Genomic DNA, 26,721 nt, shown 5'->3' with positions numbered 1-26,721 from the left:
AAATAAATTATCCGCCGTCACGATGGGCTTCCACCGCCCCCCTCAGATCGGGCAGACAGGTTTCCATGGGCCTTGCATATTGCCGCGCCGCATAGCAGCCAGGTCGCCGACAGCGTGCGTGCGCTGATGCTGCGGCAGAGCAACCGAATCAGCGCGTGTATTAAAATGCTTGTAAATTATGGGATCATACTTCCAGATTTGAGAATTCGACTCGATTGCGGCCTGCTATCTTTGCTCGATAAAGTGCCTTATCAGCAGCTGCGATAAGCGTACCTGCATCCCCGCCGACCTGATTACCGCCAATCGTTACACCCAGGCTTACAGTCATGGGAATTCCTCCGGACTGGCTATCGACGGGCTCCCTGCTGATGGAATTACGAATTTGTTCGGCCAGGATCACCACATCATTCTCCGTACACTCCGGCGCTATGATGAGGAATTCCTCACCCCCATAACGTCCTATCCGATCATGAGGACGCAGTACCAGGCACATGCGCCGGACTGCCTCTTGCAACACCGTGTCACCGGCGGGATGTCCATAAGCATCGTTGATTCGTTTGAAATGATCAAGGTCGGCCACCAAAACACCGATGGAAGTGCTCTGGCACGCCGCCCGGCCCACCTCCTTTTCCAGATGGTCCATGATTGCGGCCCGATTCCATACGCCAGTAAGGCGGTCGTATGTGGCCTGGATATGCAATTTTTTATGCAATGCAAGTATCCGCTCGGCAACCCGTAGCCGAGCTACCAATTGTTCTTCATCGAAAGGCTTGGTAATGAAATCATCGGCGCCGGCGTCCATGCCTTCCAGGTAGCTGCCCTTGCCATCCAGCGCGGTCAGAAGAATGATGTATGTATATCGCAGACTGGGCTCGGCGCGGATCATTTTGCACAATTGAGGTCCATCGATATCCGGCATCATCCAATCAGAGATGAGCAGGGAATACTCATCCTGTTCCCAGGCCTCCCAGGCCTTCTGCCCGTTTTCCACCGCCGTTACGGTGTATCCCAGTTTCCTGAGGGTCGCACCAAACAAAAGGCGCGAAGTAGTATCGTCTTCCGCCACTAATATCTTCATGATCGGGCTCCATAAGACGTGGGTTCGGTATATATACCCAGCGCAGCAATCTCAGCCCTCACGCGGTCAAATTCGCCTTCAATCCGTTCCATTAACGCGACTCCTCCAGTCATGTTGCCGGCTTTACCCAGAGCCTCCAGTTGCCGAGCAATATCCGCCATGTCTTGCGCACCGACACTGCCACTGGCGCCTCTGAGGGCGTGAGCCGTCTTGCGCAGAAGCTCGGCATCGCTCCTATCCAGGGAGTTTCGTAGCAGGTTTATGCGCTCAGCGCTTTCGCTCACGAACGCCACAAATATCCGGCTGATCAACGATGGTTCCGTTGCTTCTCCCAACGCGCGCAGATTTGCGATGACTTCGATACTCAATGCGCACGAAGCATTGGAAGAAGGCATTCGGGGCAAGGACGAGTCCAAAGTATCAACGCGAACCGCTTTCTCATTCTCATTCCTTGTTCGATATTGTTGTGCCTCATTCTTCCATTCGTGGTTTCTCCCTGGTCCCCATCGTTTCAAAGCGGCGGCAAAATCTTCCTGTTTCACCGGCTTGCTGATGTAATCATCCATGCCGGCGAGCAGGCAATATTCTTGATCTCCCAGCATGGCCTGCGCCGTTACCGCAATGATGGGAAGCCGGGATTTACTGTCGGGCCGGTGACGAATCGCGGCAGTGGCTTCGAAGCCATCCATTTCCGGCATCTCGCAATCCATGAACACCATTTCGTAGGAGAAAGCATCCACCATCTGGGCAGCTTCCCTACCATTGGCGGCAACATCCACATGACAGCCCAGGTTTCTCAGCATTGTCGCACCGACAATCTGATTGGTGACGTTGTCTTCCGCCAGAAGTACATGTGCGCCAGCAAATGGGGAATTTGAGCTGTCAGCTATCTGTTCCTCAGGAGTTTCCAGAAGCAGTTGGCGATCGCTTATTAGATCTATGGAGCGACGGCGGCAATATGCATCCCAGATATTTGCCAGCGTCGACAATAATTCTGACTGACGTGCTGGTTTGACCAGATAGGCCGCAAAACCGATTTTCTTGAGCCGCTCCCTGATATCGCCCTCTTGTCCCAGTGAACTCAGCATCACCAGTTGGATATCATGGAGCAAAGGGTCCGCTTTGATGGCGTGACCCAGCCCTTCTCCGTTCATCCCCGGCATTTGATAATCGAGAATTGCAATCTGATACGGATCACCGGCGGCATGAGCTCCGCGTAGCGCCCGGAGCGCTTCCATGCCTGAAGCGCAGCTTCCGATGCGCATCTTCCAGATACGGATTTGCTCTTGCAACACGAGGCGGTTAACAGAGTTATCATCCACAATCAATACGCGAGCATGCGCCAGACCCGCATCCGGCCTCGCTTCAGTCGGTTGTTGCGTTTGCAGGGGAAGGCGAAGGGTAAACCAGAACGTTGATCCGACTCCAACGCGGCTCTTTGCAGCGATGGTACCACCCATCAATTTTACCAATTGCTTGCTGATAGCCAGACCCAGACCTGTCCCTCCATAGCGGCGCGTGGTGGAGGTATCCGCTTGGGTGAACTTGTCGAAAAGACTCTCCAATTTGTCTACCGCGATTCCCAGTCCGCTGTCCTCCACGCTGATGCGCACCATGGCTTCATCTTCATTAATTGAATCAGCCTCGACATTGATGAGTACATGGCCCTTATCGGTGAACTTAATGGCATTATTGGTTAAATTCGTCAATATCTGACGGATACGCCCCAGATCACCAATTACATAACGTGGCACATCCGGGGGGTATCGCACGATCACATTCACGTCATTCTTTCTGGAAGGCTGCATGGCAATCATGCCCGCCACCTCTTCAACGGCCTGAAGAAGGTCAAAAGGAGTGGGTGCAATTACCAGCTTACCGGCCTCGATTTTCGAGAAATCCAGAATATCATTGATAATGTTGAGCAACGTTTCGCCGCTTGCGCGTGCCAATCCAGCCAGCTCGCGCTGGGATGGGGTTAATGAAGTATTCAGGAGCAGTCCGACGGTGCCGAGCACGCCATTCATCGGCGTACGGATCTCGTGGCTCATATTTGCCAGGAAGTCGCTCTTGGCAAGACTGGCAGCCTCAGCCGCCTGTCGCGCTTTGTGCAGCTCCATCTCAATACTCTTCCTTGCGGTAATGTCCTGACCGGAAAAGTAAAATTCCTGTGTATCCAGGGTGGCGATGATATTCCATGAAACCCAGCGGAAAGAGTCATCCTTACAATCCATCCGGCTTTCAAAGGAAACCGGAATACCCGTCATGAGTCTATCCAGTTCCAGCCGAGTCCCGTCGCGGGAGCCGGGCGAGACAAACTCCATGAACGGCTGGCACAGCAATTCCTCCGGTGAGAAACCCAGGACCTTTTCCCAGGCAGGATTCAAGCGTTTGAAAAAACCATCAAAACCCGAGATGGCAAGAAAATCCAGAGATTGGTCAAAGTAACGATCGCGTTCCGCTTGCGCAGTGATAAAGGCACGAGAAAGATTGCCTATCTCATCACTTGAATCAATCTCGAATTGAGAGACATAATCCATTTTTCCGATATTCCTGGTCTCGTCTTCGAGCCAAACGAGATTTTGTACTTTTCGCCGTACGACGCCGTAAGAAAGTGCAAGCCAGGCCACAAGCAGGGCGAGCGTGAGGAAGACGCCGTATACATGAAGGTCGGTGCGGTGCCGGGCGACTGCAACCGCATTGAACATGCGTGCGCCGAATAATTCATGGAACTCGTTCACCCGTCGCATGATCCTGGCCTTCGCAATATAGTAGTTCTCATCATGCAGGATGCGACGAGCCCATTCGGGGTCAGGGGTCCCCTTCACATCGAACTGGCCAGTCGGGCCTAAGAAAAGCCCTTTCATTGCATTGAACGCTCTGCGTTCCAATTGCACCAATTGGTTGGAAATGCTTTCGGCTTCCACAAGTTTTTCCAATTCTGCCGCAGTGAATCCGAGCCCCTCCATCTGGGTTCTTAAAGAAATCTTCTGATCCCCCGGACTGGGCCGGAAGCCGCGATCACCCATTACGAGATCCCAGTAACTACGCTCATAGTGAAGGGGCTGCTCCAGTTCGCCGTTGCGGATAGCAAGTATTTGCCAATAAAAACGTTCAAACTTGGGATCACCGGTATCGACATAGGCGCGCACCATGCGGGTCATATCGTCCGACGACTGGCGCAGCTCGTCGGCGATAACGAAGGAAGTATAGCGAGCGCTTTGGACCTGATCGAGCTCCTGTTGCCCAAAGAAGCGAAATACGATAAAAAACATGAGCAGGGAAAGAAGCACTCCGGTTACGAGATAAAACATATAGCTCAGTTTCCGGATAGTCATGATTCTTCCTTCAATACGGGCCACCCCGCGCCAGAAAATTCCATTAGCTAAGCCAAGCCGGACTTTGCTTTCGCTATTCCGCTGCTGCTGCGGGTTTCGATCAACGCAGCTGCGTCAATGTGTGCCATCCCCACCGGAATCGGGCCATGTTTCCTTATTCTAAGAATATGCAATGCCACTCCGGGAAAATATCGCGTAGCAGGATGAACGCGCAATCCACATGCCACAAGCAGTTATGGCAAATGTTTCGCGAGCTAAGCCTGTGTATGAATCCGTCTTTTATGCCCTTGATTTGGCCCTCCATTAAATAACGAAGGGCTATTTATAAATAGCTGTAACATTTTACAGGTAGGCTGCCACACCTTCTAATCGGTTTTTTATTAAAAATCAATGTATTAGGTAAAAGTCCGGCATGTAATCGCTACATTCGCGCATAATTCAGGCGCTAGCAGTTTATGTGACCAATCAGGGGACGTTGAAGCCACAAGAATTCAGCTTCAATTTTGGAGAGAAACGGCGTCGCAGTGGTCTGGAACGCTTCTGTGCAATATAGGCCCGAATTTTGGCTACAGCAGCTTCGGGCCGGCGGTCAGACAGCGGGGGAGCGCGCTGCGGTCACTTCAATACGCGCATGGCTGGACAAACACTATATTCGAATCTTTGCAGAGACTCTTCCGGTCCGTCAATCATCCATCCCCCTATCCGCCGGATGCCTTGCCTGCTCTGCGCCTGCCAGCGCTTCCATACCCGATATGACATCGAATAATTCCTCGTCGATCGTGCTTTGGCGCAGGCGATAGAACGTCTGATGCAGATCCGCGCTCAATTGGTCGATGTTTTTTTCAGCTCGTTCCATTGCCGCCAGGCGGCTCGCATTCTCGCTTGCAAGGGATTCGGCACATGCTCGGAAAAGCGAGACGAACAGGTACTCCCGAATGAGCGCCTGTAGCGTTGCGGGACTACTACCCATTACCTCCGGCAGATTCTTCGTCGGCCAGGAAAGGTTGGCCAGATCGCGCCGCCAAATTGCATCCAGCGGCAGCAGACGCTGATGGACAGGCACATACACCGCTCCCGCCCTGGAGTTATTATAAAAAAGATAAAGCTGCGTAACTTCGTTCTTGCCCTCCTTTCTCCACTGCACATCGCCATCTACCTGCTCCCGTACCAGCAGTTGCAACAGCACATTTCCCACAAGCGGAGTAATGGCCTTTACCGACAGTGGAACCGTGAAAAGTCCCGCCAGCGGGACACCGGTGAATGCCAGCCGGTCATGTACACGCTCGCCCACCGCCCAGACCTTTTTCTTACCCGGCAGAGCCGCCAGAGTCTGGACGGTGTAATCCGCCACCACATCGTTGAATTGACCCACCAGCCCCTGATCCGAACCGAATACGATAGCGCCTGTCATATCGGCATCTTTTTTCCGCGTGGCCATGGGTTTTATCCCGCCGACCTTCGATCTCGCGGGTACATTTGAGCGGAAGCAGACGCTCAAGCCAAGTTGCACGGTTCGATAATAATCGTCCAGTGCGCGTACTGATTTTTCGTATTGCCCGACACTCGCCGCGGCCAGCGCTTTCATGGTGCTAACTACCGCACGCAGATCTCTGGCTCCTTCGATTTTTCGCCGCAGACTCGCGGTGGTATCGCTCATTGCTTTTCCTGCTCAGGATCGATCCCGACGCCGATCCCCGAACCGGTCTCTGGTTTCGATTCCGGCGCACACCAAAAATCAGTCAGCGCCTTGCGGGCGATCCGTAGTATGGATTTACGATCTTCGTCATTCAGATTCATGGCGGTTTCGACGCGCGCGCTTACCTCCGATGGAATATTCATTGCTGCTTCCCGTACAGCCAGCTCGGCCTCCGCCATGCGATCGAGCGGCACGTCGTCAAACAGCCTGGCAGTCAGCGCCAGCAGTATGACAATCTGTTCAAGCACGGAAACCGGTGCGGATTCAGGCTGCTTGAGGCAGGCGCGGATGCGCCGGCCATGCTCGATAATCCTACGGGTATCCGCATCCAGCCGCGCCCCGAAGCGCGCGAAGTTTTCCAGCTCTTCGAACTGGGCATAATCGAGCTTCAGATCCCCCGCCACCGCACGGTAAACGCCGCGCTGCGCCTTGCCGCCGACGCGCGAAACGGATTTGCCGACGTCGATCGCGGGCAATACACCCAATTCGAACAATGACGGGGAAAGGTAGATCTGTCCATCGGTGATGGAAATCAGGTTGGTCGGAATATAGGCGGAAATATCCTGCGCTTCTGTCTCGATGATGGGCAGGGCCGTTAGCGAGCCGCCACCGAGTTCTTCACGCAAATGCGTTGCGCGCTCCAGCAGCCGCGAGTGAATGTAAAAAATGTCACCGGGATAGGCCTCGCGCCCTGGCGGGCGGCGCAGCAAAAGAGACAGCTCGCGGTAGGCGCGCGCATGGTGCGTGAGATCATCATATACGATCAGAACGTCGTGACCCTGCTCCATAAAATACTCGGCGATGCTGGTCGCGGCATACGGGGCAATGTGGATGAGGCCGGGAGGATCATTGCCTTCCGTCACGACGGCCACCGTGTACCTCATCGCACCCTCTTTGCGCAGCGTGGCGACTACATTGGCCACGCCGGACGCATGCTGGCCGATAGCGCAATAAACGCACAGCACATTTTTGTTGCGTTGATTAAGTATCGTATCGAGCGCGATGGCAGTCTTGCCCGTCTGCCGGTCACCAAGTATCAATTCGCGCTGGCCGCGGCCAACCGGAACGAGCGCATCAATAACCTTGATGCCGGTTTGCAAGGGCACCGTGACAGGCGCGCGATCCATGATGGATGGAGCGGCGCGTTCGATGGGCAGACGGCGGGTGGCAATGACCGGCGCCTTGCCATCCAGCGGCCGTCCCAGCGGGTCAACGACTCTTCCGATCAACCCGTTGCTCACCGGCACGTCCATGACATGATCTCTGCGTTCCACCTCATCGCCGGTATGCAGTTGCGAGTAGTCGTCGAGCAGAATTACGCCGATTTCATCTTCTTCGACATTGAATGCGATGCCATATGAATCACCCGGAAACTTCAGCACCTCGTCGAAGCCCACACCGGGAAGGCCGGATACTTTCGCGATGCCGGAGGCAATGCTTGTGATCACGCCTGTCTCGCGCAGCGTGAGTTGCGGCGTCCAGGCTTGCCGCGCTTGCGCTATCTGCGCGAATGCGCCGTCCAGCACGCTCTGGAGATTTTTGGTTGCTGCGGTCATCGGCTACGCACGGAAGGTTTCAGGTTTGGGGTGTTTAATCTTTCAATTTTTGCAGGTCCCCGTGGTTTGCGCTCATCGCCGACTTCAACTGCAGACTCCGCTTCTCCTTCGGCTTCAGGCCCGGGTTCGACATGATTCTTCAGAAGTTTGCCTATTTCCTTTTCCAGCAACGCGAGATAACCTGCGATGCTCCACGCCACCTTGTGTCCATGTGTAATCAATTCAATACCACTGACCAGATCCGGCTCGGTCGCAAAGCGAACCGGTATATTCACACCCAGGCTTTCCTCGACCACCGCTTTAATCGCGTTTTGCTGCGTCGTGGACAGATCGAATGCGCTGCGAACCATAACGCCAAGCCCCGCTGCCGTCGTTCCAGGCATCGATCCAGGCTGCAACACCTTGATTGTCGAGGCCAGATTCGCCTTTTCCTCGGGACTCAACTCACGCATGCGTCTGATAAACGCATCCGTCATGTGCGCCTCGAGAGTGGTACTGGCGAGATCGGCCAGCACCTTGCGCGCGACAGCGAACACTTCCATGCATGTTCGCCGGGTGAGTGCCTCGCTCAGGGCCTGGTACTCTGTTTTCAACGCCTCTTCCCGCCTAGCGCGCAGGTTGTCCGCATCCGTCCGCGCGGCCTCGATCAACCAGTGGCGCTCGGCCTGCGCCTCGGCCGAGGCCTTACTCAAAAGTGCCGCCCGCTGCCGGTCCAACTCTTCATTCTTTTGCCGGAAAGTATCGCGCTCCTTTTCCGCTTCTGATTTTCTTGCGGCAGCAGCTGCAAGCTCCGCGGCAATCCTCTTTTCCCGCGCGTCCAGAGCCTTGAAGATGGGCTGGTACAAAAAGCGCTTCAACAACCATACTAGGATGAGGAAATTGATGATTTGCGCAACAACGGTAAACCAGTCGATCAGCACAGCTTATTTTCCGGCAGCTTGGGCAATGACATGATTCCAGAACGGATTTGCGAAAATAAGAATCATGGCAACCACGAAACAGTAAATAGCCAGCGATTCGATGATCGCCAATCCGACGAATAATGTCCGGGTAATGGTTCCGGCGGCGTCGGGCTGCTGCGCCAGTGAAGTCAGCGCCGTAGCAACCGCCTTCCCCTCTCCCAGAGCCGGACCAATCACCCCGAGGCTGATTGTGAGGCCGGCCGCGAGAATTGATACGATCGCGATAAGGGTCATGCTATCCATAATTTCTCCTTGTGTTATTTGTACCGGGTCGTATTCATTTGTCTGTGGTTTTGATGGATAACTTGCGCCTTACCCATCCTGCATAAGCTGTTCATGGACATGATCTCTATTGCCTGATCTTCTGATTTCCCGCATCCGCCTCGCCACGATTGACATTGGCGTGGACGGCATGATCAGACGTGGCGGCCGCAATGTAGACTGTGGCCAGAATACTGAAAATATAGGCTTGCACCATGCCCGTCAGCAGACCGAGCACACTCATGACAATCGGAAAAATAAACGGTGTGATGGTCAGCAGGATGGCGAGAATCATTGTTCCGCTCATCATGTTGCCGAAGAGCCGGATAGCCAGGGCCAGCGTACGCGAGAACTCACCGATGATATTGAATGGCAGCATGAGGGGTATGGGCTTAAGGTAGGAGCGCAGATAGCGGCCCAGCCCTTGCTCCCTGATACCATACAGCGGCACAGCGATAAACACGCAAATCGCCAGCGCCGTGGTAGTCGAGAGAGACCCGGTCGGCGGCTCGTACCCCGGAATGACAGTAAGCAGGGTCGCCACGGCGATAAACACAAACAGCGTGCCGAGAAAGGGGAAATATATCTGCGGCTGGCGCAAGCCTACTTCCCTGATCTGATTGCGGATAGCTATAACAATGATTTCGAGCAGATTCTGCCAGCGGGCGCGTTCCAGCCCGATGGAGAGTTTGCGGGTAATGACGCTTGAACCCGCTGCCAGCACCAGCATCAACCCCCAGGTATATACAATCGTGGCATTCAGTTTTATGAATCCATACTCCCAGAAGATAATGTTGTCGGGACTAAGGTGCATGGCCGGTCTTCCGTTCCAGATGGTCGAGGTTTGATTTCTCCGCAGCCACAAGCCGCGTCGCAATCAGTCGCACGATGAAAAACCCCAGCAAACCTGTAAGCAGTATTTTCCAGCTTGCACCCGGCAAGCCAAGTAGCAGATAGAACCCCGTGATGACAATGCTGATACGCAGCAACATGCTGCCGATGAACCAGAGCCCCGGCTGGCGGGATGAAATGCCACTACGCACCGTCCACCATAGCCCGCCAAAGAAAATCACTCCGAGCAGGATGCCCGCCGCCAGCGATAACACCCACGTTTCACTCATCGACCACTCTCCTTCTTTATGCTACTCCGATCCCCGCACCCCTGCTCCTGACATTCCTGTTACTCCTGCTCCTCTTGCTCCTCATGGGTTACGCTATCTTCCTTGGCTACCCAATGCCAGGCATTCAGGCAGCCGATAATCATGCCAATTAGCAGCATGGTCAGAGTCCATGAAAAACGCGCTGGATAGCTCTTATCCAGCCAGATGCCCAATGCAGCGCCCAGCAGCGTTGGCACAGCTACCGACCAGCCCACCAGCCCGATCATGCCCAATCCAGACCAGACCACCTGCGCACCACTGCGTTGCACCCGTTGTGCCCTGAGCTTGCGTGCCGCTCTGGCACCTACTCGCCGGCTCAATTCCGGTTCATGCTCATCTAAGGGGGGCTTCTTCCCGGCTTTCCCCTCTTCCGCCTTTTCATTCATGATGAAATTCTGCGAAGCGGCGAATAAATCCGCTTTCCATCTTCGCCACTATCCGGCGCAAGCTCAGCTCCTGTTCATCAAGCTTTAGAAACTCATTCCTCACGGCCTCGCGCAAGCTGGCGAGATCGCTTCCCTCTATGGCGTTATGAACTGAAACCAGCACGTCCGCACCTGTTTTTATCAGGATGCCTTCATCGATTGCCGCGTAAGTCTCGCCCTCTTCTCCCGTCTCGAAAACAAGAATACCAGGCACCAGCGCCGCCACGCAGTCGAGCCGATTGGGCAGGAGTCCGAACGATCCCGCACCCGTTTCGGCGACGATACGGACCACGCCGGTCTTGTTCGCGAAAATTCGATAAGGCAGAAGAATTTTAAGATTCATGAGGATTTCTGCGTCACACTTTATCCCGGAATCCCGGGTTGCGGCTTTACCCGCGCTTTCACGAAATTATTCTTTATTTTCGCCTCGTCAATCGTTCCGATCATATATAACGCCCGCTCCGGAACATCCTTGAACTCGTCCTGGAGAATGCGTTCGCAGCCGTCCAGCGCATCCTGGAGACTGACGAGCTTTCCCTTGATGCCGGTAAACTGCTCGGTTGTGAAGAAAGGCTGGGTGAAGAAGCGCTCCAGCCGCCGCGCACGAGCCACCACATTGCGGTCCTCCGGGGATAGCTGCTCCAACCCGAGCATGGCGATGATATCTTTGAGTTCCGCGTATTGTGCGAGTGTATGCCGAATCTCGTGCGCGATCCTGTAATGCCGTTGACCGGTAATGCCCGGCGTCGCCATCTTGGAATTGGACTGCAACGGATCGATGGCCGGGTACAACCCCTCGCTGGCGCGTTTACGCGAAAGCACGATGGACGCTGAAAAGTGAGAAAAAGCGTGTACCGCCGCGGGGTCGGTAAAATCATCCGCCGGGACATACACCGCCTGTATCGATGTGATCGCGCCGGTGTCGGTATTGGCGATGCGTTCTTCCAATTGCGCGAGCTCCGTGCTCATCGTGGGCTGATATCCCAGGCGCGACGGCATCTGACCCATCAGCCCGGATACTTCCATGCCCGCCTGGATGAAACGGAAAATATTATCCACCAGCAGCAACACATCACGATGCTCGTCATCACGAAAATACTCGGCCATGGTCAGCGCAACATGTCCTACGCGGAACCTCGCACCGGGAGGCTCATTCATCTGGCCGAACACCATCACCATGTTCTCCAGTACACCGGCCGCCTTCATGTCACGATAGAGTTCCTCTCCTTCGCGGCAGCGTTCGCCTATGCCACAAAAAATGCTGACACCCTCATGCTGTCTGGCCACATTGTGGATCATTTCGGTGAGCAATATCGTCTTGCCCACGCCCGCGCCGCCCAGCAGGCCCGCTTTGCCTCCCCGTTCCAGGGGCATCAGAACATCAATGATCTTGATGCCCGTCTCAAAGATCTCGGAGTGGGTGGAGCGCCGCGCCAGAGGCGGAGACAAATGATGGACGCTACGCCATTCCACGTTTGCGGGCACCGGCCCCCGGTCGATAGGGTTGCCGAACACGTCGAACACGCGCGAGAGCGTGGCGTTGCCCACCGGCGCCAGCAGTGGCCCATGCGTGTCCGTGACTGGCATGCCCCGCGCGAGACCTTGCGTGGGGGTTAGCGCGATTCCCCGCACGTTGCGCCCGTCGAGCTGGGACAACACCTCGATAATAATTTTCCCTTGCTGCCCGGTGCGCAACAACGAATGGATAGGCGGCACGCGATTTTCAAACCGTATGTCCACGATGCCTCCCCGCACAGAAATAACCGAGCCGGATTCCGGGAGAGCACCCGCAGTCTTCATGTTTCCCCCTGGCAGACAAGGCGGCAATATGACGCGATTCAGCCGCGCGCAGTTATTGTGATTCACCACGGTTCAAGTTTTTGCAACGCTACGCTCCAATGATAGCTGCAAAAGCCGGGACTTTTTAGTGGAAACTGCTTCGTACAACTTCACTGCCGGAGCATTTATCCATATCTGGTGATATAGCGTTGCCATGCCGACCCCTTCCAACACCTCACTATTTTATGTATAGCATGCCATGCTTACTTAATTCTAGCAGCCTGCCGGAAACAATTTCGAGTCTTGCCGGACAGATGTCCCAAACACGATGGCTGAAACTTTTGATTCGAAGTATTCTTGTATCTTCCCATACAGAGAACGGAAAATGGGCATCTATGCGGTAGCGGCAGTGGGAGCGGGCGCAGCGCTGGGTGCATGGCTGCGCTGGTGGTTCGGCATCATCCTGAATCCGGTATTTCCTACCCTTCCCTTGGGCACTCTGGCCGCCAATCTGACTGGCGGCTATCTTGTCGGCATGGCGCTCGAATATTTTCATCACAACACGCTGCTGCCGCCCGAAGCGCGACTGTTCGCCATTACCGGCTTCCTCGGCGGGCTGACCACCTTTTCCACTTTTTCCGCTGAAACCGTCACGCTGTTGTTGCGCGAGCAATATGGCTGGGGGTTCCTCATCATTTTTTCACATCTGGCGGGTTCCCTGGTGATGACGATATTGGGAATGATGACGGTCAAGTGGCTGGCGCAAGCCTAGGCTAAACAGCTAAAAGCTGTATGGAGGCCAAGATTTATCGCAAACCCGATGCTTGACCATGACAGTATAAAATTGGATAAATACAAGATCCTGCACTATCATGGCACCCATTCGCTCACCCTCCTCCATGCCTGATATCGACTCATTTTTTGCTTCCACCGGCCCGCTTGCCAAAACCGTGCCCGGCTATAGCATGCGGGCGCAACAACTGGAAATGGCACAGGCAATAGCAGGCACCATCGCCACCAATGCTATCCTCGTAGCCGAGGCAGGCACCGGCACGGGGAAGACCTTTGCTTATCTGGTTCCTGCGTTGCTGGCGGGGGGCAAGGTCATCATTTCCACCGGCACCAAGACCCTGCAGGACCAGCTTTTCAATCGCGATATTCCCACCGTGCGGGCCGCGCTCAAGGCACCCGTCACCGTGGCGTTATTGAAGGGGCGGGCGAACTACGTCTGCCATTATCATCTGGAGCGCACATTGCAGGATGGGCACGCAAGTTTTGCCAGCCGCGAGGAAGCGAAATACCTGAAGCTGATCGAGCGTTACGCGGGCGTTACCCAAAGCGGCGATAAAAGCGGTCTGAGCGAAGTGCCTGAAAACGCCGAGGTCTGGCAACGGGTGACTTCAACGCGCGATAATTGCCTGGGTTCCGATTGCCCGAATTATAAAAATTGCTTCGTCATGGAGGCGCGCAAGCAGGCCCTTGCGGCGGATGTGGTGGTCGTCAATCACCATCTCTTTTTTGCCGACGTCATGCTGCGCGATGAAGGATTGTCGGAACTGCTGCCCGCCTGCAATACGGTGATATTCGACGAGGCTCACCAGTTGCCCGAAACCGCCAGCCTGTTTTTCGGCGAATCGGTGAGCACCAGCCAATTGCTGGAACTCGCTCGCGACACGGAGGCCGAAGCATTGCTGGGCGCGAAGGATTTTACCGCCCTGCCCCCGGCCATCGCGGCGATGGAAAAAGCGGTGCGTGATCTGCGCCTGACTATCGAGGGCGAAAATACGCGCATGCCGCTGGCCGCGGTGATGCAAAACGCCAAATTCGGCGGTGCGCTGGATGACCTGCTGGAAAAGCTTGATGCATTGGCGGCCATGCTGGAAACCCAGGCGGAGCGCTCCGAGGGACTGGAAAACTGCTGGCAGCGCGCGCGCGAAATCACCGGCGATATAAAGCGCTGGCGAGATCAGGCCGAAGCCGAAGGATTTGTGCGCTGGGTGGAAGTGTTCAGCCACGCGCTGCAACTCAACGCCACCCCGCTCTCCATTGCGGAAATATTCAACAAGCAATTGAGCGGCTCGCCGCGTGCCTGGGTTTTCACCTCCGCCACGTTATCGGTGAAGGGCGATTTCTCGCATTACAAGAATGAAATGGGTTTGAGCACGGCGTCGAATGCCGCGCGATCCGCCTGCTGGGAAAGCCCGTTTGATTTCGCCAATCAGGCCCTACTTTATGTGCCGGCCGGTCTGCCCGAACCGAACAGCCGCGAATACACTGACGAAGTGGTGAAAGCAGTGCTTCCGGTATTGAAGGCGAGCCGTGGCCGCGCATTTTTCCTGTGCACCAGCCTGCGGGCGATGCAGCGCGTGCACGAATTGCTGCTGGCGGCATTCGAACGCGAGAAACTCGACTATCCCATACTGCTGCAAGGCCAGGGTTCGCGCTCCCACATGCTGGAACGCTTCCGCAAGATAGGCAATGCCGTGCTGATTGGCAGCCAATCCTTCTGGGAAGGCGTGGACGTGCGCGGCGAAGCTCTGTCGCTGGTGGTGATCGACAAGCTGCCTTTCGCCCCCCCGGACGACCCGGTCCTCTCCGCACGCATCGAAAAAATCAACAAGGAAGGACGCAACGCCTTCATGGAGTATCAACTACCCCGCGCCGTCATCAACCTCAAGCAGGGAGCGGGAAGACTCATCCGCGATGAGACCGACCGTGGCGTGCTGATGATCTGCGACCCGCGTCTCATCACTAAAGCCTATGGAAAAAGGATCTGGCAAAGCCTGCCGCCGATGAAGCGCACGCGCGAGTTTCTGGAAGTGGAGAAATTCTTTACGAGAAGTGATGAATTGGCCCAAAGTGAATGCTCTTATAAACCTGATGTGGCGGTTGACCGCTCATTTTTAACATAGCCCCATGATCCACGGAGACTATTTATTGCGTCACGTGAGTTCATCTCTATGTAGGGTTTACCACTGGCCCGATTCCCGGTTGCCCCGCCGCTTGGCTGCGTTGTTCGCACCGACCTGGAATAAAATCGTCGCTGCGCCTTGCCCGGTAACCAAAAAACCACACCCTCCACCCCGCCTGGCTGCTTGATTTAGGATAAACTTGGCGATGTGTTACTCTCGTGATGCCGGTTGGGTGAATGAGACCGGGCGGATGATTGCGGTTGCGACCACGGACCAGGCGAAAACATCAGAATGATCGAAACGATGAAAGTCCTCAATGACCTGCAAGGATAATAGCGCCATGGACGCGGTCCATCCTGCGGCAGAGGCGCCTGCAAGCGCGGGCCAGGCGCTGCATGAGCGGCTGAAGGAAATCACCTGTCTCTACGAGATTCGCCGTGGCATGGGGCTGGAATTATCGGTGGACGATGTCTGCCAGAATATTTTCGAGCACCTGATACCCGCCATGCAGTTCCCGGAAATGGCCACCGCCATGATCGAACTCGATGGCCGGCGCTTCACCTCGGAAAATCATGGCCAAGGCCTTACGCACGAGCTGCAGTCGAAGATCAGCGCCAACGGCAAACCCTGTGGGCAGTTACGCGTGTTCTATCCTGAAGACAAACCATTCCTGGTGCCGGAAGAGCAGCGGCTCATCGATACCGTCGCGAGTGATCTGGAGAGATGGCTTGAGCGCAAACAGATCGATGAGGCGCTGCATGAGCGTCTGAAGGAAATCACCTGTCTCTATGAAATTCGCCGTGGCATGGGGCTGGAATTGTCGGTGGATAATGTCTGCCAGAATATTTTCGAGCACCTGATACCGGCCATGCAGTTCCCGGAAATGGCCACCGCCATGATCGAACTCGACGGCAGGCGCTTCACTTCCGAAAATCATGGCCAGGGCCTGACGCACGAGCTGCAGTCGAGGATCAGCGCCAATGGCGAACTCCGTGGTCAATTACGCGTGTTCTATCCTGAAGACAAGCCATTCCTGGTACCGGAAGAGCAGCGGCTCATCGACGCCGTCGCAAGCGATCTGGAAAGGTGGCTCGAGCGCAAGCAGATGGATGAGACGCTGCGCGAACGCCTGAAGGAAATCACCTGCCTCTACGAAATTCGCCAAGGCATGGGGCTGGAATTGTCGGTGGACAATGTCTGCCAGAATATTTTCGAGCACCTGATACCGGCCATGCAGTTCCCGGAAATTGCCACCGCCATGATCGAACTCGACGGCAGGCGCTTCACCTCGGAGAACCACGGCCAGGGCCTGACGCACGAGCTACAATCGAAGATCAGCGCCAATAGCAAACCGTGCGGCCAGTTGCGCGTGTTCTACCCCGAAGACAAGCCATTCCTGGTACCGGAAGAGCAAAGGCTCATCGATGCGGTCGCGAGTGATCTGGAGAGATGGCTTGAGCGCAAACGCCTGGAGGAGGCGCTCGTTTCCATCGCGGAGGAACAACAGCGTTTGATCGGACAGGAATTGCACGACAACCTCGGGCAGCAGATTGCGGCGATTGGTTATCAAGCCAAGGCACTGGAGAAAAAGATATCCGCTTCGGGAAGTGGGGACACGGCAACGGTCGCCGCTTCCATCGCGACCCAGGCGCAGATCGCCGTGATGCAATGCAAGCAGCTCGCGCAGGGGCTGCTGCCGTTTGAACTGGAAACCAATGGCCTGACGGCCGCATTGCGGGCATTTACCTCGAGGATCGCAATCAGCTATAAAATCACTTGTGATTTTATATGCGAAAATGAAGTCCTTATCAAAGATAAGGGAATTGCGCTTAACCTTTACCGGATCGCCCAGGAGGCCACCAACAATGCAATACGGCACGGTGGCGCGAAACATGTGACAATTTCGCTGGTCGTCGACGAAGACACGCTGCGCCTGTCGATATGTGACAACGGCAGCGGCTTTGCCGGTGTTGACACAAAAAACGGGATGACACCGGGGATGGGTATTAAAATTATGCAGTATCGTGCCCGGCAGCTTGGCGCGACGCTGGAATTCCTGTCGCGCGCCGAAGGGGGAGTGGAGGTGCGGCTGGAAATGCGAATGGTTTAGGGGTTTCCTGGTATGTCAGCCTTGAAAGCACAAGTAATGCTGGTGGACGACCATGCCATGCTGCGGCACGGCATGGCAATGCTCATCAATCTCGAGCCCGATATGGAGGTATTTGCCGAGGCCGGCGATGGCGACGAAGCGCTGGCCACGCTGAAATCGGGACACCATGCTGATATCATTTTAATGGATGTGTCCCTCAAGACCCTCTCCGGCTTTGAGGTCATCAAAAGCATACACCTCCTGATCCCCGCATTGCCTGTACTCGTTGTCTCCATGCATGACGAAGGCGTATATGCGGAACGCGCTCTGCGGGCTGGTGCGCGCGGCTACGTGATGAAGCAGGAGCCGGGTGAAGTGCTGGTATCCGCCATCCGCGAGGTATTAAAGGGAAATGTCTATCTGAGCAAGCAGATGCACGCCAGGCTGTTGAATCGGGTCGCGACCGGAAATACGGAACCCGAACCATTGATCAACAGCCTGACCCCCAGTGAATTCGAAGTCCTGCATTTGATCGGATCCGGGCATAGCAGCCAGGAAATTGCCAGGCTCCTAAACCGCAGTATTAAAACTATCGAGACGCATCGCTTCAATATTCGTACCAAATTGAATTTGCGAGACGGCGCCGATTTGATACGCTATGCCACCCACTGGATTTCGGAAGCACAATAACAAGCATTGCCATTGCCTCGGCTACATGCTGGAACCCATATTTTTCAGTGATCCGATTTCTTCCAGGATAGCAGGATGTCCGGCTGATTTTCCTCACAGCGGCTCCCATATTGTCCACATCTACATTAGTCACTTTTGTCATGCAAATGTGACCTAAGGGTTTCCCTTAGCATAAAACCAGGGTTTCCCCAATATACTCAATAGTATGGATTGAGTTAGGATAATTTTTATTCTATCCGGGTTCATTACTATCATGAAAACAAGGTTAGGAACATTTGTTGCGGTCCTGTCCATGCTTGGCTTATTGGCTTCCTGCGCGCAAATGGGCCCTCTTGAAGCGCAGAATGATACTAGTCGCAGAGCTGCGCAACATGCCAGAACCTATGCCGACCACAATAACCTGGCAAGGCAATATGAAAATACGGCTAAAGAAATCCGGGTAAAGGCAGAGGAGCAAAAGAAATTGCTTCAGCACTATGAAGAAAAAAGCTATCTCTACGGCAGGCAGGCACAAGATTTCCAATCACGTACCTGGGCGTTGGTGAACAAGTACGAGCAAGCCGCAGAGGAAAACATCCGCCAGGCTGCTTTTCACCAAAAAATGGCATCGGAACTCGCGAAACGCGATTACGCCACTCCCATGGAAACGCCGGGGCAGCAAAATCGGGAAAACAAGGCCAGGATCGGATCCGATCCCAAAGATCGGATTTAAAGTTCCGGCAACGACGCCATAACGTGGCTTCGATACGATAAGAATCCCTATCTCGTCAAAAAAACTGGAAAGCTGCGCACGGATATGAATGCCCAGTCCTCTTGTCCGGTTCATGCTCGCCAATTTCCGCCATATTGTGCACCCCGTGTTCCACGGCTAAGCCGGCCATCCGCGGCTCATGCGATCGAAGGATAATACTCTAAGGTTTGCAGGGGTTATCACACCGCATCACAGCATATATTGCCACGCGTAGAAGAGTCATTATTTTTCTTATGGGTACGATACACGCGCAAAGTACTCATTTCGACAAAGCTTGATAAATGTTTGCGCAACGGGTCGGAGTCCTGGAGCGACGCAAGCAGTTTCCTGACTGATCCTTGCTTCTTTAATTCGCATTCATTGGCCCTGCGTTCTTCACCCCGCAGATAATGCAATTTCGCCGCCGTGGCGTACGTGCGCCAGGCAGCGAGCGGAACCTCGGTGCTCTCCACCAGAGCGAGTGCCTCCCTGATTTGGGAATCAGCTTCATCCAGAATATTTTCTTTCATGGCGATTTCGGCAAAAAGGGAATAGCTGAGCGCGAGATAAGTGCTCTCCGGTGCACCCGCCGCAAGATCGTGCAATCGCTGAGCGTAGCGGCGTGCTTTTCCGAATTCTCCCAGCGATAGCCAGGCTTCACAGGCTCCCTGGCAAGCCGGGAAGGAATAGTTGCGGGACAAGGGCAACGATTCGTTTTCCTCCGCCTGGAAAAAAATTTCAAAACATCGAATCGCTCCCTTGTGATCTCCGAGTCCGAGCAGCGCCCTTCCAAGTATGGCCGAAAAATGAGCCGAGATATAGGTCGCCCAAGGCCCGGAATTCTCCGCCGGGACCTCTTCGCAATATGCTTTGGCACCTGCGAAATCGCAGGCCTCCACATGCAGCCACGCCATCATGATCTGACGGTGCAAACGGAGTGGTAAATTTGCATCGTTACAGTTGGATTCGAATGCACGCCTGCTCTCCTCCGCAATTTCGCGCAATTTTTGCCATTCGCCCAGGTGCAGTAGAGCCAATCCGCAGTAGTAATGCCCGACTATAAACATGTAGCCATCACCCAGGGTACGCGATAACGCCAAGGCTTCTTCAGCCGTCGTCCAGGCGCTTCTGTAACGCGAAGCCAGCAATTCGATATAGATATGCTGCGTCAGCCGGGTGTGCAGTATTTGAGGAGTTGCGACGGCCCGCGCGACATCCATGGCTTCGCGGCACGCGCTGGCACAATCCTCGCGCCACTGGCCAAATAACAGATTCAGTCCGCCCCACATGCCCTTGACCACCGATTGAAGGATTTTGTCATCAAGATCCTTACTGCGCGCCAACGCCTGTTCCGCCAATTCCAGGCATTGACGGCGGTTCAGCCATACAAGAACACGGCTCAGTTCGATAAGTGCCAAAACCTCCGCCCGGGAACTTCCCGAGGTTCTGGCCGTGGCAAGCATTTCCTCCAGGTCGGCCTTGGCCCCCGCTATATCGCCCAGCGAGCGTCTTACTACCGACGATTGCTTCAGAAGATCCACGCGTGTTTCCACCTGCCGCTCTGCCGGCAGCCGGTGAACCAAGCCCAGCGCACGGACCAGATAGTCGTAGGCCTGGCGATTGGCGAAACGGTGCGCGGCATTAGCGGCTGATAGCGTCAGATAGCGAACCGCTCGCATCCAATCCCACCCTTTTTCGAAGTGCAAGGCCAGTTCGGCGGCATGCTTCAGGCTCGACTTGCCGTGCACCTCCTCCAGGCATTCACCGATGCGCAAATGTAATCGGATGATCTGGCCCGGAACGAGCCGTTGATAGAGCACTTCCACATACAGAGCGTGGCGGAATGCATAGTGGCCGACAACATCGCCCTGCGACCCCTGCTCCATGCCGTCCGGAAGCAGTATCTGGCCGCGCCTGACCAAGGCATCGCAGGAGCGATCCACCTCGGCAGTCTCCATATCGAGTACCGCCCCGAGCAATATCACCGAAAAATGCACCCCTATCACGCTGGCAATCTCCAGCACACGCTGCTCATCGGGGCTTAATCGTTCGATTTCGCGTCCGATCACGCGCCGGATAGTATCCGGCAGGGCTTTGTCCACCATCGACTCCCGTGAAGGAGGCCATTGCCGATGATGGCTCACCAGATATTCGATCAGGTTGGAGACGAATAGCGGATGTCCACCGGTCCTGGCAAAAAGGGCTCGACTTAAAGAGTCCGGCATTTCCATGGCCGGGAAGCGACGGATAAGGTAATCTCTGACCTCGTCCGGAGAAAACGGATCAATGGCTATCTCGGAACTTATTTCCCGCAACTGCAATTCACGGTGAACCAATGCGACGGAATGCGCCTGCAAGGCGGCATCGACTGGTCGATAGCTCGCCAGTACCAGCAGGGCTGCAGACTCGCTTCGCCGCGCCAGCAAGCCGAGAAAGTCCAGCGTTGCATGATCGCTCCAGTGGAGGTCCTCCAGCACAAGAATCAAGGACGCATCCTTGCTCAAAGTTTCCAGCAGCTCGCAGCCTTCGCGTATCATGCGCTCCCGGCTTGCGCCGAAGATTTCACGCTGGAGAGCTTCCCGTTCCTCGGGTTGCAGTACTGATGGCAGTTGTGCAAGCCAGATCGGTGCGTGGCGATGCAACAGCTCGATCAGTTTGGCGCCTTCCGGCATCCGACAATGCTTTTCGATGGCTTCAATCATCGGAAGCAGTGCCTCGCCCTGACCAAAATGCTCCACGCAGCGCATGCGAAAAACCAGCGGGGCATAATCGCTCACCTCGTTGAGGAACATTTCGACCAGGGTAGTTTTGCCGATTCCCGGCTCGCCTGTCAGGAAAACAATCTGGCGCAGACCCTCCAGCGAATGCCGCCAGATAGCCAGCAATTGGGCCTGAGCTGTTTCACGGCCGATCCACCAGTTTGCTCTAGCACCGGATTGAGGGGCGCGGCGGATGCCGGCAGGGAATTTTTTCGCAGGTTCTTCCAATTGCTCTGATGGATGGACCTGGGTAACGGGGGCGATGAAGCGGTAGCCGCGTCGCGCGACCGTTACGAGATAGGCGGGGGCACGGGCATCATCGCCGAGGGCCTGCCGCAGCTCGTTGATGCACACTTTCAGCACCGACTCCCCGACATGGCGATGCTGCCACACGCTATCCAGCAACTCGTCCTTTGTCACCAGCTGCCCATGCCGTTCAATCAGATAACATAACGCGGCAAAATTCCTGGGCCGCAAGGGCACGACCTGATCATCATGCCAAAGTATGGCGTTGGCCTTGTCCAGCCTGAAGGAATGGAACTTCCAATAGCTTGTCTGAATTCCGGTATTCATATTGGTATTATCCTAAATCCGGCAGTTGACCGCTTATTTACCAGGTTAGCATTATGATTAATAACAATGTTTTTGCTATTTGGGCCACATCTTCCGGGTAAGCTCGTCTACAGCTAAGGATTTTGCATGATCCCGCTCTCGGCGACTGGCAGAAATTTAACCAATATTTAACCATTCTTTTACGACTTCCCGCGCGAGTTTAAGTATTGTTCAGTCTGCCTGCGGCGGCCTGGATGCCCATTTTAGGTCAAGCACCGAATATTCATCTATCCTGGCGGCGGCTCCAAGGAAATGGATAATGAAAAAATCAGAACTGATAGATATGTTTGGCTTAAGCGGTGATTCATCGAGTCATGATCAGCTGGACGATCTGCTTTTTCGACTTGAATCAGATGCTCCAAATGTACTTGAAACACATTCGAAAGTCACCTGCTTGTCCTCCGTGCTTGCCGCTTCTGCAAGACGGAGCAGGGTATTCAGGCTTCTCAATCCGGGCAAGACCAGCGTCTTATTGCGCGAATCCGTAACGACCTCGATGAGACCGTCCGGCCGCATCGTGCTTCTCGAGTCCTGATCAAGTCCTGGCGCGCTCAAGGCGGATGTAAATACTCAATCCTTCGTCCGGTTCGTTTCTTGCCATGATTTCGCCACCATATAGCCGGATAGCGCGTTCGGCGATGGCTAATCCAAGCCCGTGCCCGCCGCTCAAGCGATCCCTGGCCTCCTCTACCCTTACGAAAGGCTCAAACAGGTAAGGCAGCATTTCTTCAGGCGCCCCGGGTCCGTGATCGCGCACTTGAATAGTGATCCTGTCCGGGTCCTCGGCATATTCCAGCATGCTGATTTCAACTGCCGTATCCCGTTTTGTATACTTGATGGCGTTACGAACGACGTTTTCGATCGCGCTGTGAAGCAGCACGGCGTTTGCCGTGGCCATGGCTGGGAAAGCTTTCTGCAACTTCACCTGGCAACCCCTTGAGCCCGCCTCGAATTGTGCGTCCTCTATAAGTCCTTCGAGCAGATCCTGTATATCAACCTGGTCGACATGTGCCGCGTCCACTCCCGCTTCCAGGCGGGAGAGCTCGAGAAGTTGGCCAATCAATTCATTCAGGCGCTCTATTTCAAGCTCGATGCGGTCAAGCTCGGTTTCCACCTGACCGTGCGATCGCTGCCGGGCAAGCTCCAATGCGACCTGCAAGCGTGCGAGCGGGGAACGCAGCTCATGGGAGGCATCGCTCAGCAACTGCCGTTGCGCACCAAATACTTTTTCCAGCCGTTCCGCCATCTTGTCGAACGCACCTGCCAGATCGGCAATCTCATCCCGGCGGTTGCCCATGGAGGGAACGACACGCTGCGTAAGATCGCCGGCCGCGATGTGCTGGGTGGCGCGCCGCAGCCGTTCAAGCGGAAAGGTAAGGTAGCGGCTGAGAAGGAGGCAGATCAGCGCGCTTACCAGCGCCGCAACAGCCACGGGAAGCGCAATAACCCTGGGACGCTGCAAAATCCTGAGCAGGGTAATACTCTGAAAGTCAGGTAGCATGCGGTAGGAGCTCCCATCCGGTAACCGGATGGGCTGATGGTGAGGCAACCTTCTTCGCTCTCCGCGTTCCGCATGTTCTCGCCTTCGATCCAGCCTTGCAATGATGGCGGCTGGAATCTCCCGTTCAAGCAGATCCTTTCCCGCCTCGTTGATCAGGAAAATGGGTATGGCTTCACGATGGTCCAGGCGATCCAGCCATTCTCTGAGCCCTGCCATGCCTCCCTGTTTCGCAACTGCTTGACCTTGATCGAAGTATGCCGACAAGCGCGCGCGCATGCTGCCGATATCCTGTTGTGTCCGGATATGTTCGAGATAACTCGAAGCCGCGAACATGAGCAGAGCGGCAAAGATGATCAGCGTCAGCCAGAACGACAGGAATATTTTCCAGAATAGCCTATGCACGGTCAGGTCCGCGCGTAAATGTAACCAACACCGCGAACGGTTTTAATCCGCTCCTGACCATCGGATAACGGACCCAGCTTTTTGCGCAGATTGCTTACATGCATGTCAAGACTGCGGTCATAACGGCTCAATTTGCGACCAAGCGCCCGCTCCGACAAATTCGCCTTCGACACGACGTTGCCGGCTTCGCGCAGCAATATGTCCAATACGCTGAATTCCGTGCTGGTCATGGATACGGGATTATTGCCGCACACCACGGTGCGTGACCCCGTATGCATGACAAGATCATCCAGCGCGATCTGATCGGGCCGCTCGCCGCCATTTTGCAACTCGCCTTTTGCCTCCACTCTTCTGAGGATTGCACGAATCCGCGCTACCAGTACACGCGGACTGGAAGGCTTGGCCAGATAGTCATCCGCGCCGAGCTCAAGCCCGACAATACTGTCGACGTCGTCTCCGCGTGCCGTCAGCATCAGCACGGGAAGTAAAGAATGCGCGCGAAGTTCACGCAATACATCAAAACCGCTGCGGTTGGGCATCATGACATCCAGGATCAGTAGATCGTACGGGTTGGCCAGTGCCTTGCTCAGCGCGGTATTGCCATCATAAGCCACGTCGATGTCGAAGCCCTCCTTGCTGAGGTAATCGATCAGCATATCGCTCAGCTCAATGTCGTCATCCGCCAGTAGTATGCGCGCCATCCGTTTTCCGAAGTAAAGCCGTTACGGACACCTAGGTAATTTCATCGTGTTACGGATATTGCCAAATTACGGCGAACAAATACAGCTGACTCCCGGCTTCTTTACACACATTTACGCTTTCATCACTCACCTTGACATGGGCCTGCCTTATTCTTTGCCCATATCGCGCGGGCCGTGGGGGCTCATCGCGATATTCGTAAAAAACTTATCAAGAGGAATCAGCTTATGAAAACTATCACGAAAATTTTGCTAATCGGCTGTTTATTGGCAAGCACCATTGCCTTGGCAGACCCGCAAGCCGACATGAGTTCCGGAAAAGCATCGCGGGAATGCCACCACGGTGCGCATTCCAGGATGGGGCAAGGCATGGATGGTGGGGAACGTTTCCTGAACCGGATGACGGATCGCCTTAAACTTACCCCCGAGCAGCGTTCATCGGTCGAAGCCGTTTTGCAGAAATCGAAATCTCAAATGGCGAATTTGAAGGAAAAGATGCAGACAAATCGCAAGGCGCTACGTGAACTCAAGCAAAATGGCAGCGGTGACAGCAGCGAGGTACAAGTACTGGCACAAGAGCGGGGTAATCTGGTAACCGAATCAATCATCCAGCGGAACAAGATACGCAACGAGATCCAGCTGGTACTGACTGATACTCAGCGGGAACAGATGAAACAGATGCGCGAGGAGCATAAGCCCGGGCATCACGATAAAGGGTAAAGCGCGGCTGTGGTGTTCTACCGTGTATGTGGTTGATGGTTAACGCATGCCCAGTAGAGCACTCAGTACAGCATACCTCGTCGTATAACGTTTAGTGCGCTCCCGAGCATATCAACCACGATTATTTTGGGTAGCGGAGAGAATAATTGGTGAATATATCAATAATTTTTGAAAGTAATCCTGCCGGGTTTCGGTCCCAGGCACACCGCTCGTTCAGAATTTCAGCGTCCAGCCTGGATTACGTGCTTGTTCTTTGGTGTAAGCTACTCCATCCACGCGCAGGCCGCGGTCGTTCAAAAGGGTAATAATTCCACCCTTGTTGGGCAGGAAAACCGGCGGAATGAGTTGTATGCGCAGCGTCTCTGCAGCCGCGATGGACCCTGCCAGGCGCATCTTGTTCTTGTCGCGATCCGCGATCTGCCAGCCTTCCAGCGAGATGGCCTCGTTTGTGGTGTTCAGAAGCGTTACGAACTCGACTTCGGGTGATTGGATGCTATTGACAAGCGCCGCGATGATGCGGATTGCTCCATCGGGCATTTCGGGGCCAGGTTGCCCCCCCGGAACGAACGGGTTTGTCACAACGTTCTCATCCGATGGCGGGCCGCTGGTTTCTACGCGAATCTGATGTCCTGTCCTGTCATCGGTATGCCAGGTCTGGGACTGGAATTTCAAAAATACGCCGACCCATTGGCTGGTCCGGGGGAAATGAAACAGCAAAGCCCCATCCTGGTAGACTCCGTCATCGCCGATAAAGCGTCCCACATTGCCCTGGTTCATGTGGATATCATGAACACCATTGCCCGGAATAAAACCGAATATCTTGTCGGTCGTGTTGTTCTCCGGCCCCCAGCGCTCGCCGAAAGCATAGACAAAAGCCTCTTCGTCGGCCATCGCCCGCTGCACGAACTGATCGATTTTTTCGTTCAGATCATTGTCCGGGCCTGGAACATTGAAGGGGAGCACGCGCATATTGCGCGGATCGAACAAGTTGCCGCGAATAAAGTCGAGCGCCACCCCGCCCGGCCGGGATTGCAGAGGAAGCCATCCGAGAGGTTTATCGATCAGCTCCGCCAGAATTGGGTGATCGAATCTTGAATCCACAAGAAATTCAAGCTCGGAAGGAGCCAGCTGCGAAGCAACGTTCACTGCGATGCGATAATGCGTCGTATCGTCGACGATATGAATCTGATAATGTGGATTGGAGCCCGAGCCGAGCTGGCGGTTTACAGGGCGACCTTTCAGTACTCCATAGGCATTCAGTGGCATTTCTTTGTCCTCTTAAAACGGTGCACTCTCACAAGGTATTGACGGGTTGCTTGCCTTTTGCATATGAAATACCGGGAGCCGTGGCGA

At 54.9% G+C, this 26,721-nt stretch carries 22 protein-coding genes; 7 read left to right on the top strand and 15 right to left on the bottom strand.

The features are described 5' to 3' along the window. Positions 1 to 184: 184 nt before the first annotated feature. The 11 genes from EBAPG3_RS09115 to atpD all read right to left on the bottom strand — a co-directional run bounded on the left by EBAPG3_RS09115 (position 185) and on the right by atpD (position 12,276). On the bottom strand, positions 185 to 1,078 hold the full coding sequence (locus EBAPG3_RS09115) for a GGDEF domain-containing response regulator (protein ID WP_004176673.1): 894 nt from the start codon (positions 1,076 to 1,078) through the stop codon (positions 185 to 187). Then, complete coding sequence (locus EBAPG3_RS09110; RefSeq protein WP_004176672.1) at positions 1,075 to 4,416, bottom strand: hybrid sensor histidine kinase/response regulator; 3,342 nt, start codon at positions 4,414 to 4,416, stop codon at positions 1,075 to 1,077. The genes EBAPG3_RS09115 and EBAPG3_RS09110 overlap by 4 nt, the downstream gene beginning before the upstream one ends. Positions 4,417 to 5,098: 682 nt before the next feature. Continuing rightward, the gene (locus EBAPG3_RS09105; protein WP_004176668.1) at positions 5,099 to 6,073 is read right to left on the bottom strand and encodes a F0F1 ATP synthase subunit gamma; all 975 of its coding nucleotides are present in this window, start codon (positions 6,071 to 6,073) and stop codon (positions 5,099 to 5,101) included. Next, entirely contained in the window at positions 6,070 to 7,668 is a 1,599-nt protein-coding gene (locus EBAPG3_RS09100; RefSeq protein WP_004176666.1) for an alternate F1F0 ATPase, F1 subunit alpha, read from the bottom strand. The genes EBAPG3_RS09105 and EBAPG3_RS09100 overlap by 4 nt, the downstream gene beginning before the upstream one ends. Further along, on the bottom strand, positions 7,665 to 8,588 hold the full coding sequence (locus EBAPG3_RS09095; protein ID WP_004176665.1) for a F0F1 ATP synthase subunit B family protein: 924 nt from the start codon (positions 8,586 to 8,588) through the stop codon (positions 7,665 to 7,667). The genes EBAPG3_RS09100 and EBAPG3_RS09095 overlap by 4 nt, the downstream gene beginning before the upstream one ends. A gap of 3 nt (positions 8,589 to 8,591) precedes the next feature. Then, positions 8,592 to 8,873, bottom strand: a complete 282-nt coding sequence (locus tag EBAPG3_RS09090; RefSeq protein WP_004176664.1) for a F0F1 ATP synthase subunit C — start codon at positions 8,871 to 8,873, stop codon at positions 8,592 to 8,594. A gap of 106 nt (positions 8,874 to 8,979) precedes the next feature. Next, positions 8,980 to 9,705: a F0F1 ATP synthase subunit A gene (locus tag EBAPG3_RS09085; protein ID WP_004176663.1), complete on the bottom strand. Its 726-nt coding sequence runs from the start codon at positions 9,703 to 9,705 to the stop codon at positions 8,980 to 8,982. Beyond that, positions 9,695 to 10,012, bottom strand: coding sequence for an ATP synthase subunit I (locus tag EBAPG3_RS09080; RefSeq protein WP_004176662.1), 318 nt, complete (start codon positions 10,010 to 10,012; stop codon positions 9,695 to 9,697). The genes EBAPG3_RS09085 and EBAPG3_RS09080 overlap by 11 nt, the downstream gene beginning before the upstream one ends. Before the next feature lie 59 nt (positions 10,013 to 10,071). Beyond that, on the bottom strand, positions 10,072 to 10,437 hold the full coding sequence (locus tag EBAPG3_RS09075; protein ID WP_004176661.1) for an AtpZ/AtpI family protein: 366 nt from the start codon (positions 10,435 to 10,437) through the stop codon (positions 10,072 to 10,074). After that, the gene (locus EBAPG3_RS09070) at positions 10,430 to 10,819 is read right to left on the bottom strand and encodes a F0F1 ATP synthase subunit epsilon (protein ID WP_004176660.1); all 390 of its coding nucleotides are present in this window, start codon (positions 10,817 to 10,819) and stop codon (positions 10,430 to 10,432) included. Before EBAPG3_RS09070 ends, EBAPG3_RS09075 begins: the two co-directional genes overlap by 8 nt. Positions 10,820 to 10,839: 20 nt before the next feature. Further along, positions 10,840 to 12,276 carry a F0F1 ATP synthase subunit beta gene (gene atpD, locus EBAPG3_RS09065; RefSeq protein WP_040851902.1) on the bottom strand — a complete coding sequence of 479 codons (1,437 nt, stop codon included), beginning with the start codon at positions 12,274 to 12,276 and terminating at the stop codon, positions 10,840 to 10,842. A gap of 364 nt (positions 12,277 to 12,640) precedes the next feature. On the opposite strand from atpD, the gene crcB reads away from it, so the two are divergent. From crcB to EBAPG3_RS09040, 5 genes are all read left to right on the top strand, one after another. Next, on the top strand, positions 12,641 to 13,027 hold the full coding sequence (gene crcB, locus EBAPG3_RS09060) for a fluoride efflux transporter CrcB (RefSeq protein WP_004176655.1): 387 nt from the start codon (positions 12,641 to 12,643) through the stop codon (positions 13,025 to 13,027). Positions 13,028 to 13,154: 127 nt separating this feature from the next. Next, on the top strand, positions 13,155 to 15,167 hold the full coding sequence (locus tag EBAPG3_RS09055) for an ATP-dependent DNA helicase (protein ID WP_004176652.1): 2,013 nt from the start codon (positions 13,155 to 13,157) through the stop codon (positions 15,165 to 15,167). 340 nt (positions 15,168 to 15,507) lie between these two features. Next, entirely contained in the window at positions 15,508 to 17,277 is a 1,770-nt protein-coding gene (locus EBAPG3_RS09050) for a sensor histidine kinase (RefSeq protein WP_004176649.1), read from the top strand. A gap of 12 nt (positions 17,278 to 17,289) precedes the next feature. Continuing rightward, positions 17,290 to 17,946 carry a response regulator transcription factor gene (locus EBAPG3_RS09045; protein WP_040851900.1) on the top strand — a complete coding sequence of 219 codons (657 nt, stop codon included), beginning with the start codon at positions 17,290 to 17,292 and terminating at the stop codon, positions 17,944 to 17,946. 253 nt (positions 17,947 to 18,199) lie between these two features. Beyond that, positions 18,200 to 18,658, top strand: coding sequence for a hypothetical protein (locus tag EBAPG3_RS09040; protein ID WP_040851898.1), 459 nt, complete (start codon positions 18,200 to 18,202; stop codon positions 18,656 to 18,658). A 218-nt stretch (positions 18,659 to 18,876) separates the two neighbouring features. Here the strand turns inward: EBAPG3_RS09040 and EBAPG3_RS09035 are convergent, their stop codons facing one another. After that, positions 18,877 to 22,008 (bottom strand): ATP-binding protein, encoded by a 3,132-nt coding sequence (locus tag EBAPG3_RS09035; protein WP_004176646.1) that lies wholly within the window; start codon positions 22,006 to 22,008, stop codon positions 18,877 to 18,879. A 298-nt stretch (positions 22,009 to 22,306) separates the two neighbouring features. On the opposite strand from EBAPG3_RS09035, the gene EBAPG3_RS09030 reads away from it, so the two are divergent. Then, the gene (locus EBAPG3_RS09030) at positions 22,307 to 22,582 is read left to right on the top strand and encodes a hypothetical protein (protein ID WP_004176644.1); all 276 of its coding nucleotides are present in this window, start codon (positions 22,307 to 22,309) and stop codon (positions 22,580 to 22,582) included. Here EBAPG3_RS09030 and EBAPG3_RS09025 read toward each other — a convergent pair whose 3' ends face one another. Continuing rightward, positions 22,583 to 23,950 (bottom strand): ATP-binding protein, encoded by a 1,368-nt coding sequence (locus EBAPG3_RS09025; RefSeq protein ID WP_004176642.1) that lies wholly within the window; start codon positions 23,948 to 23,950, stop codon positions 22,583 to 22,585. It abuts the gene before it with no gap. A 2-nt stretch (positions 23,951 to 23,952) separates the two neighbouring features. Continuing rightward, a complete protein-coding gene (locus tag EBAPG3_RS09020; protein ID WP_004176641.1) occupies positions 23,953 to 24,651 on the bottom strand; it encodes a response regulator transcription factor in 699 nt (232 codons plus the stop codon). A 225-nt stretch (positions 24,652 to 24,876) separates the two neighbouring features. Between EBAPG3_RS09020 and EBAPG3_RS09015 the strand changes: the two genes are divergently transcribed. Further along, entirely contained in the window at positions 24,877 to 25,368 is a 492-nt protein-coding gene (locus EBAPG3_RS09015) for a Spy/CpxP family protein refolding chaperone (protein ID WP_004176640.1), read from the top strand. Between the two features lie 213 nt (positions 25,369 to 25,581). Here the strand turns inward: EBAPG3_RS09015 and EBAPG3_RS09010 are convergent, their stop codons facing one another. Continuing rightward, on the bottom strand, positions 25,582 to 26,634 hold the full coding sequence (locus tag EBAPG3_RS09010; protein ID WP_004176639.1) for a DUF2278 family protein: 1,053 nt from the start codon (positions 26,632 to 26,634) through the stop codon (positions 25,582 to 25,584). Positions 26,635 to 26,721: the final 87 nt, after the last annotated feature.

This window comes from Nitrosospira lacus (assembly GCF_000355765.4).
Taxonomy (GTDB): domain Bacteria; phylum Pseudomonadota; class Gammaproteobacteria; order Burkholderiales; family Nitrosomonadaceae; genus Nitrosospira; species Nitrosospira lacus.
This window is presented reverse-complemented; position numbering and strand designations above follow the sequence as displayed.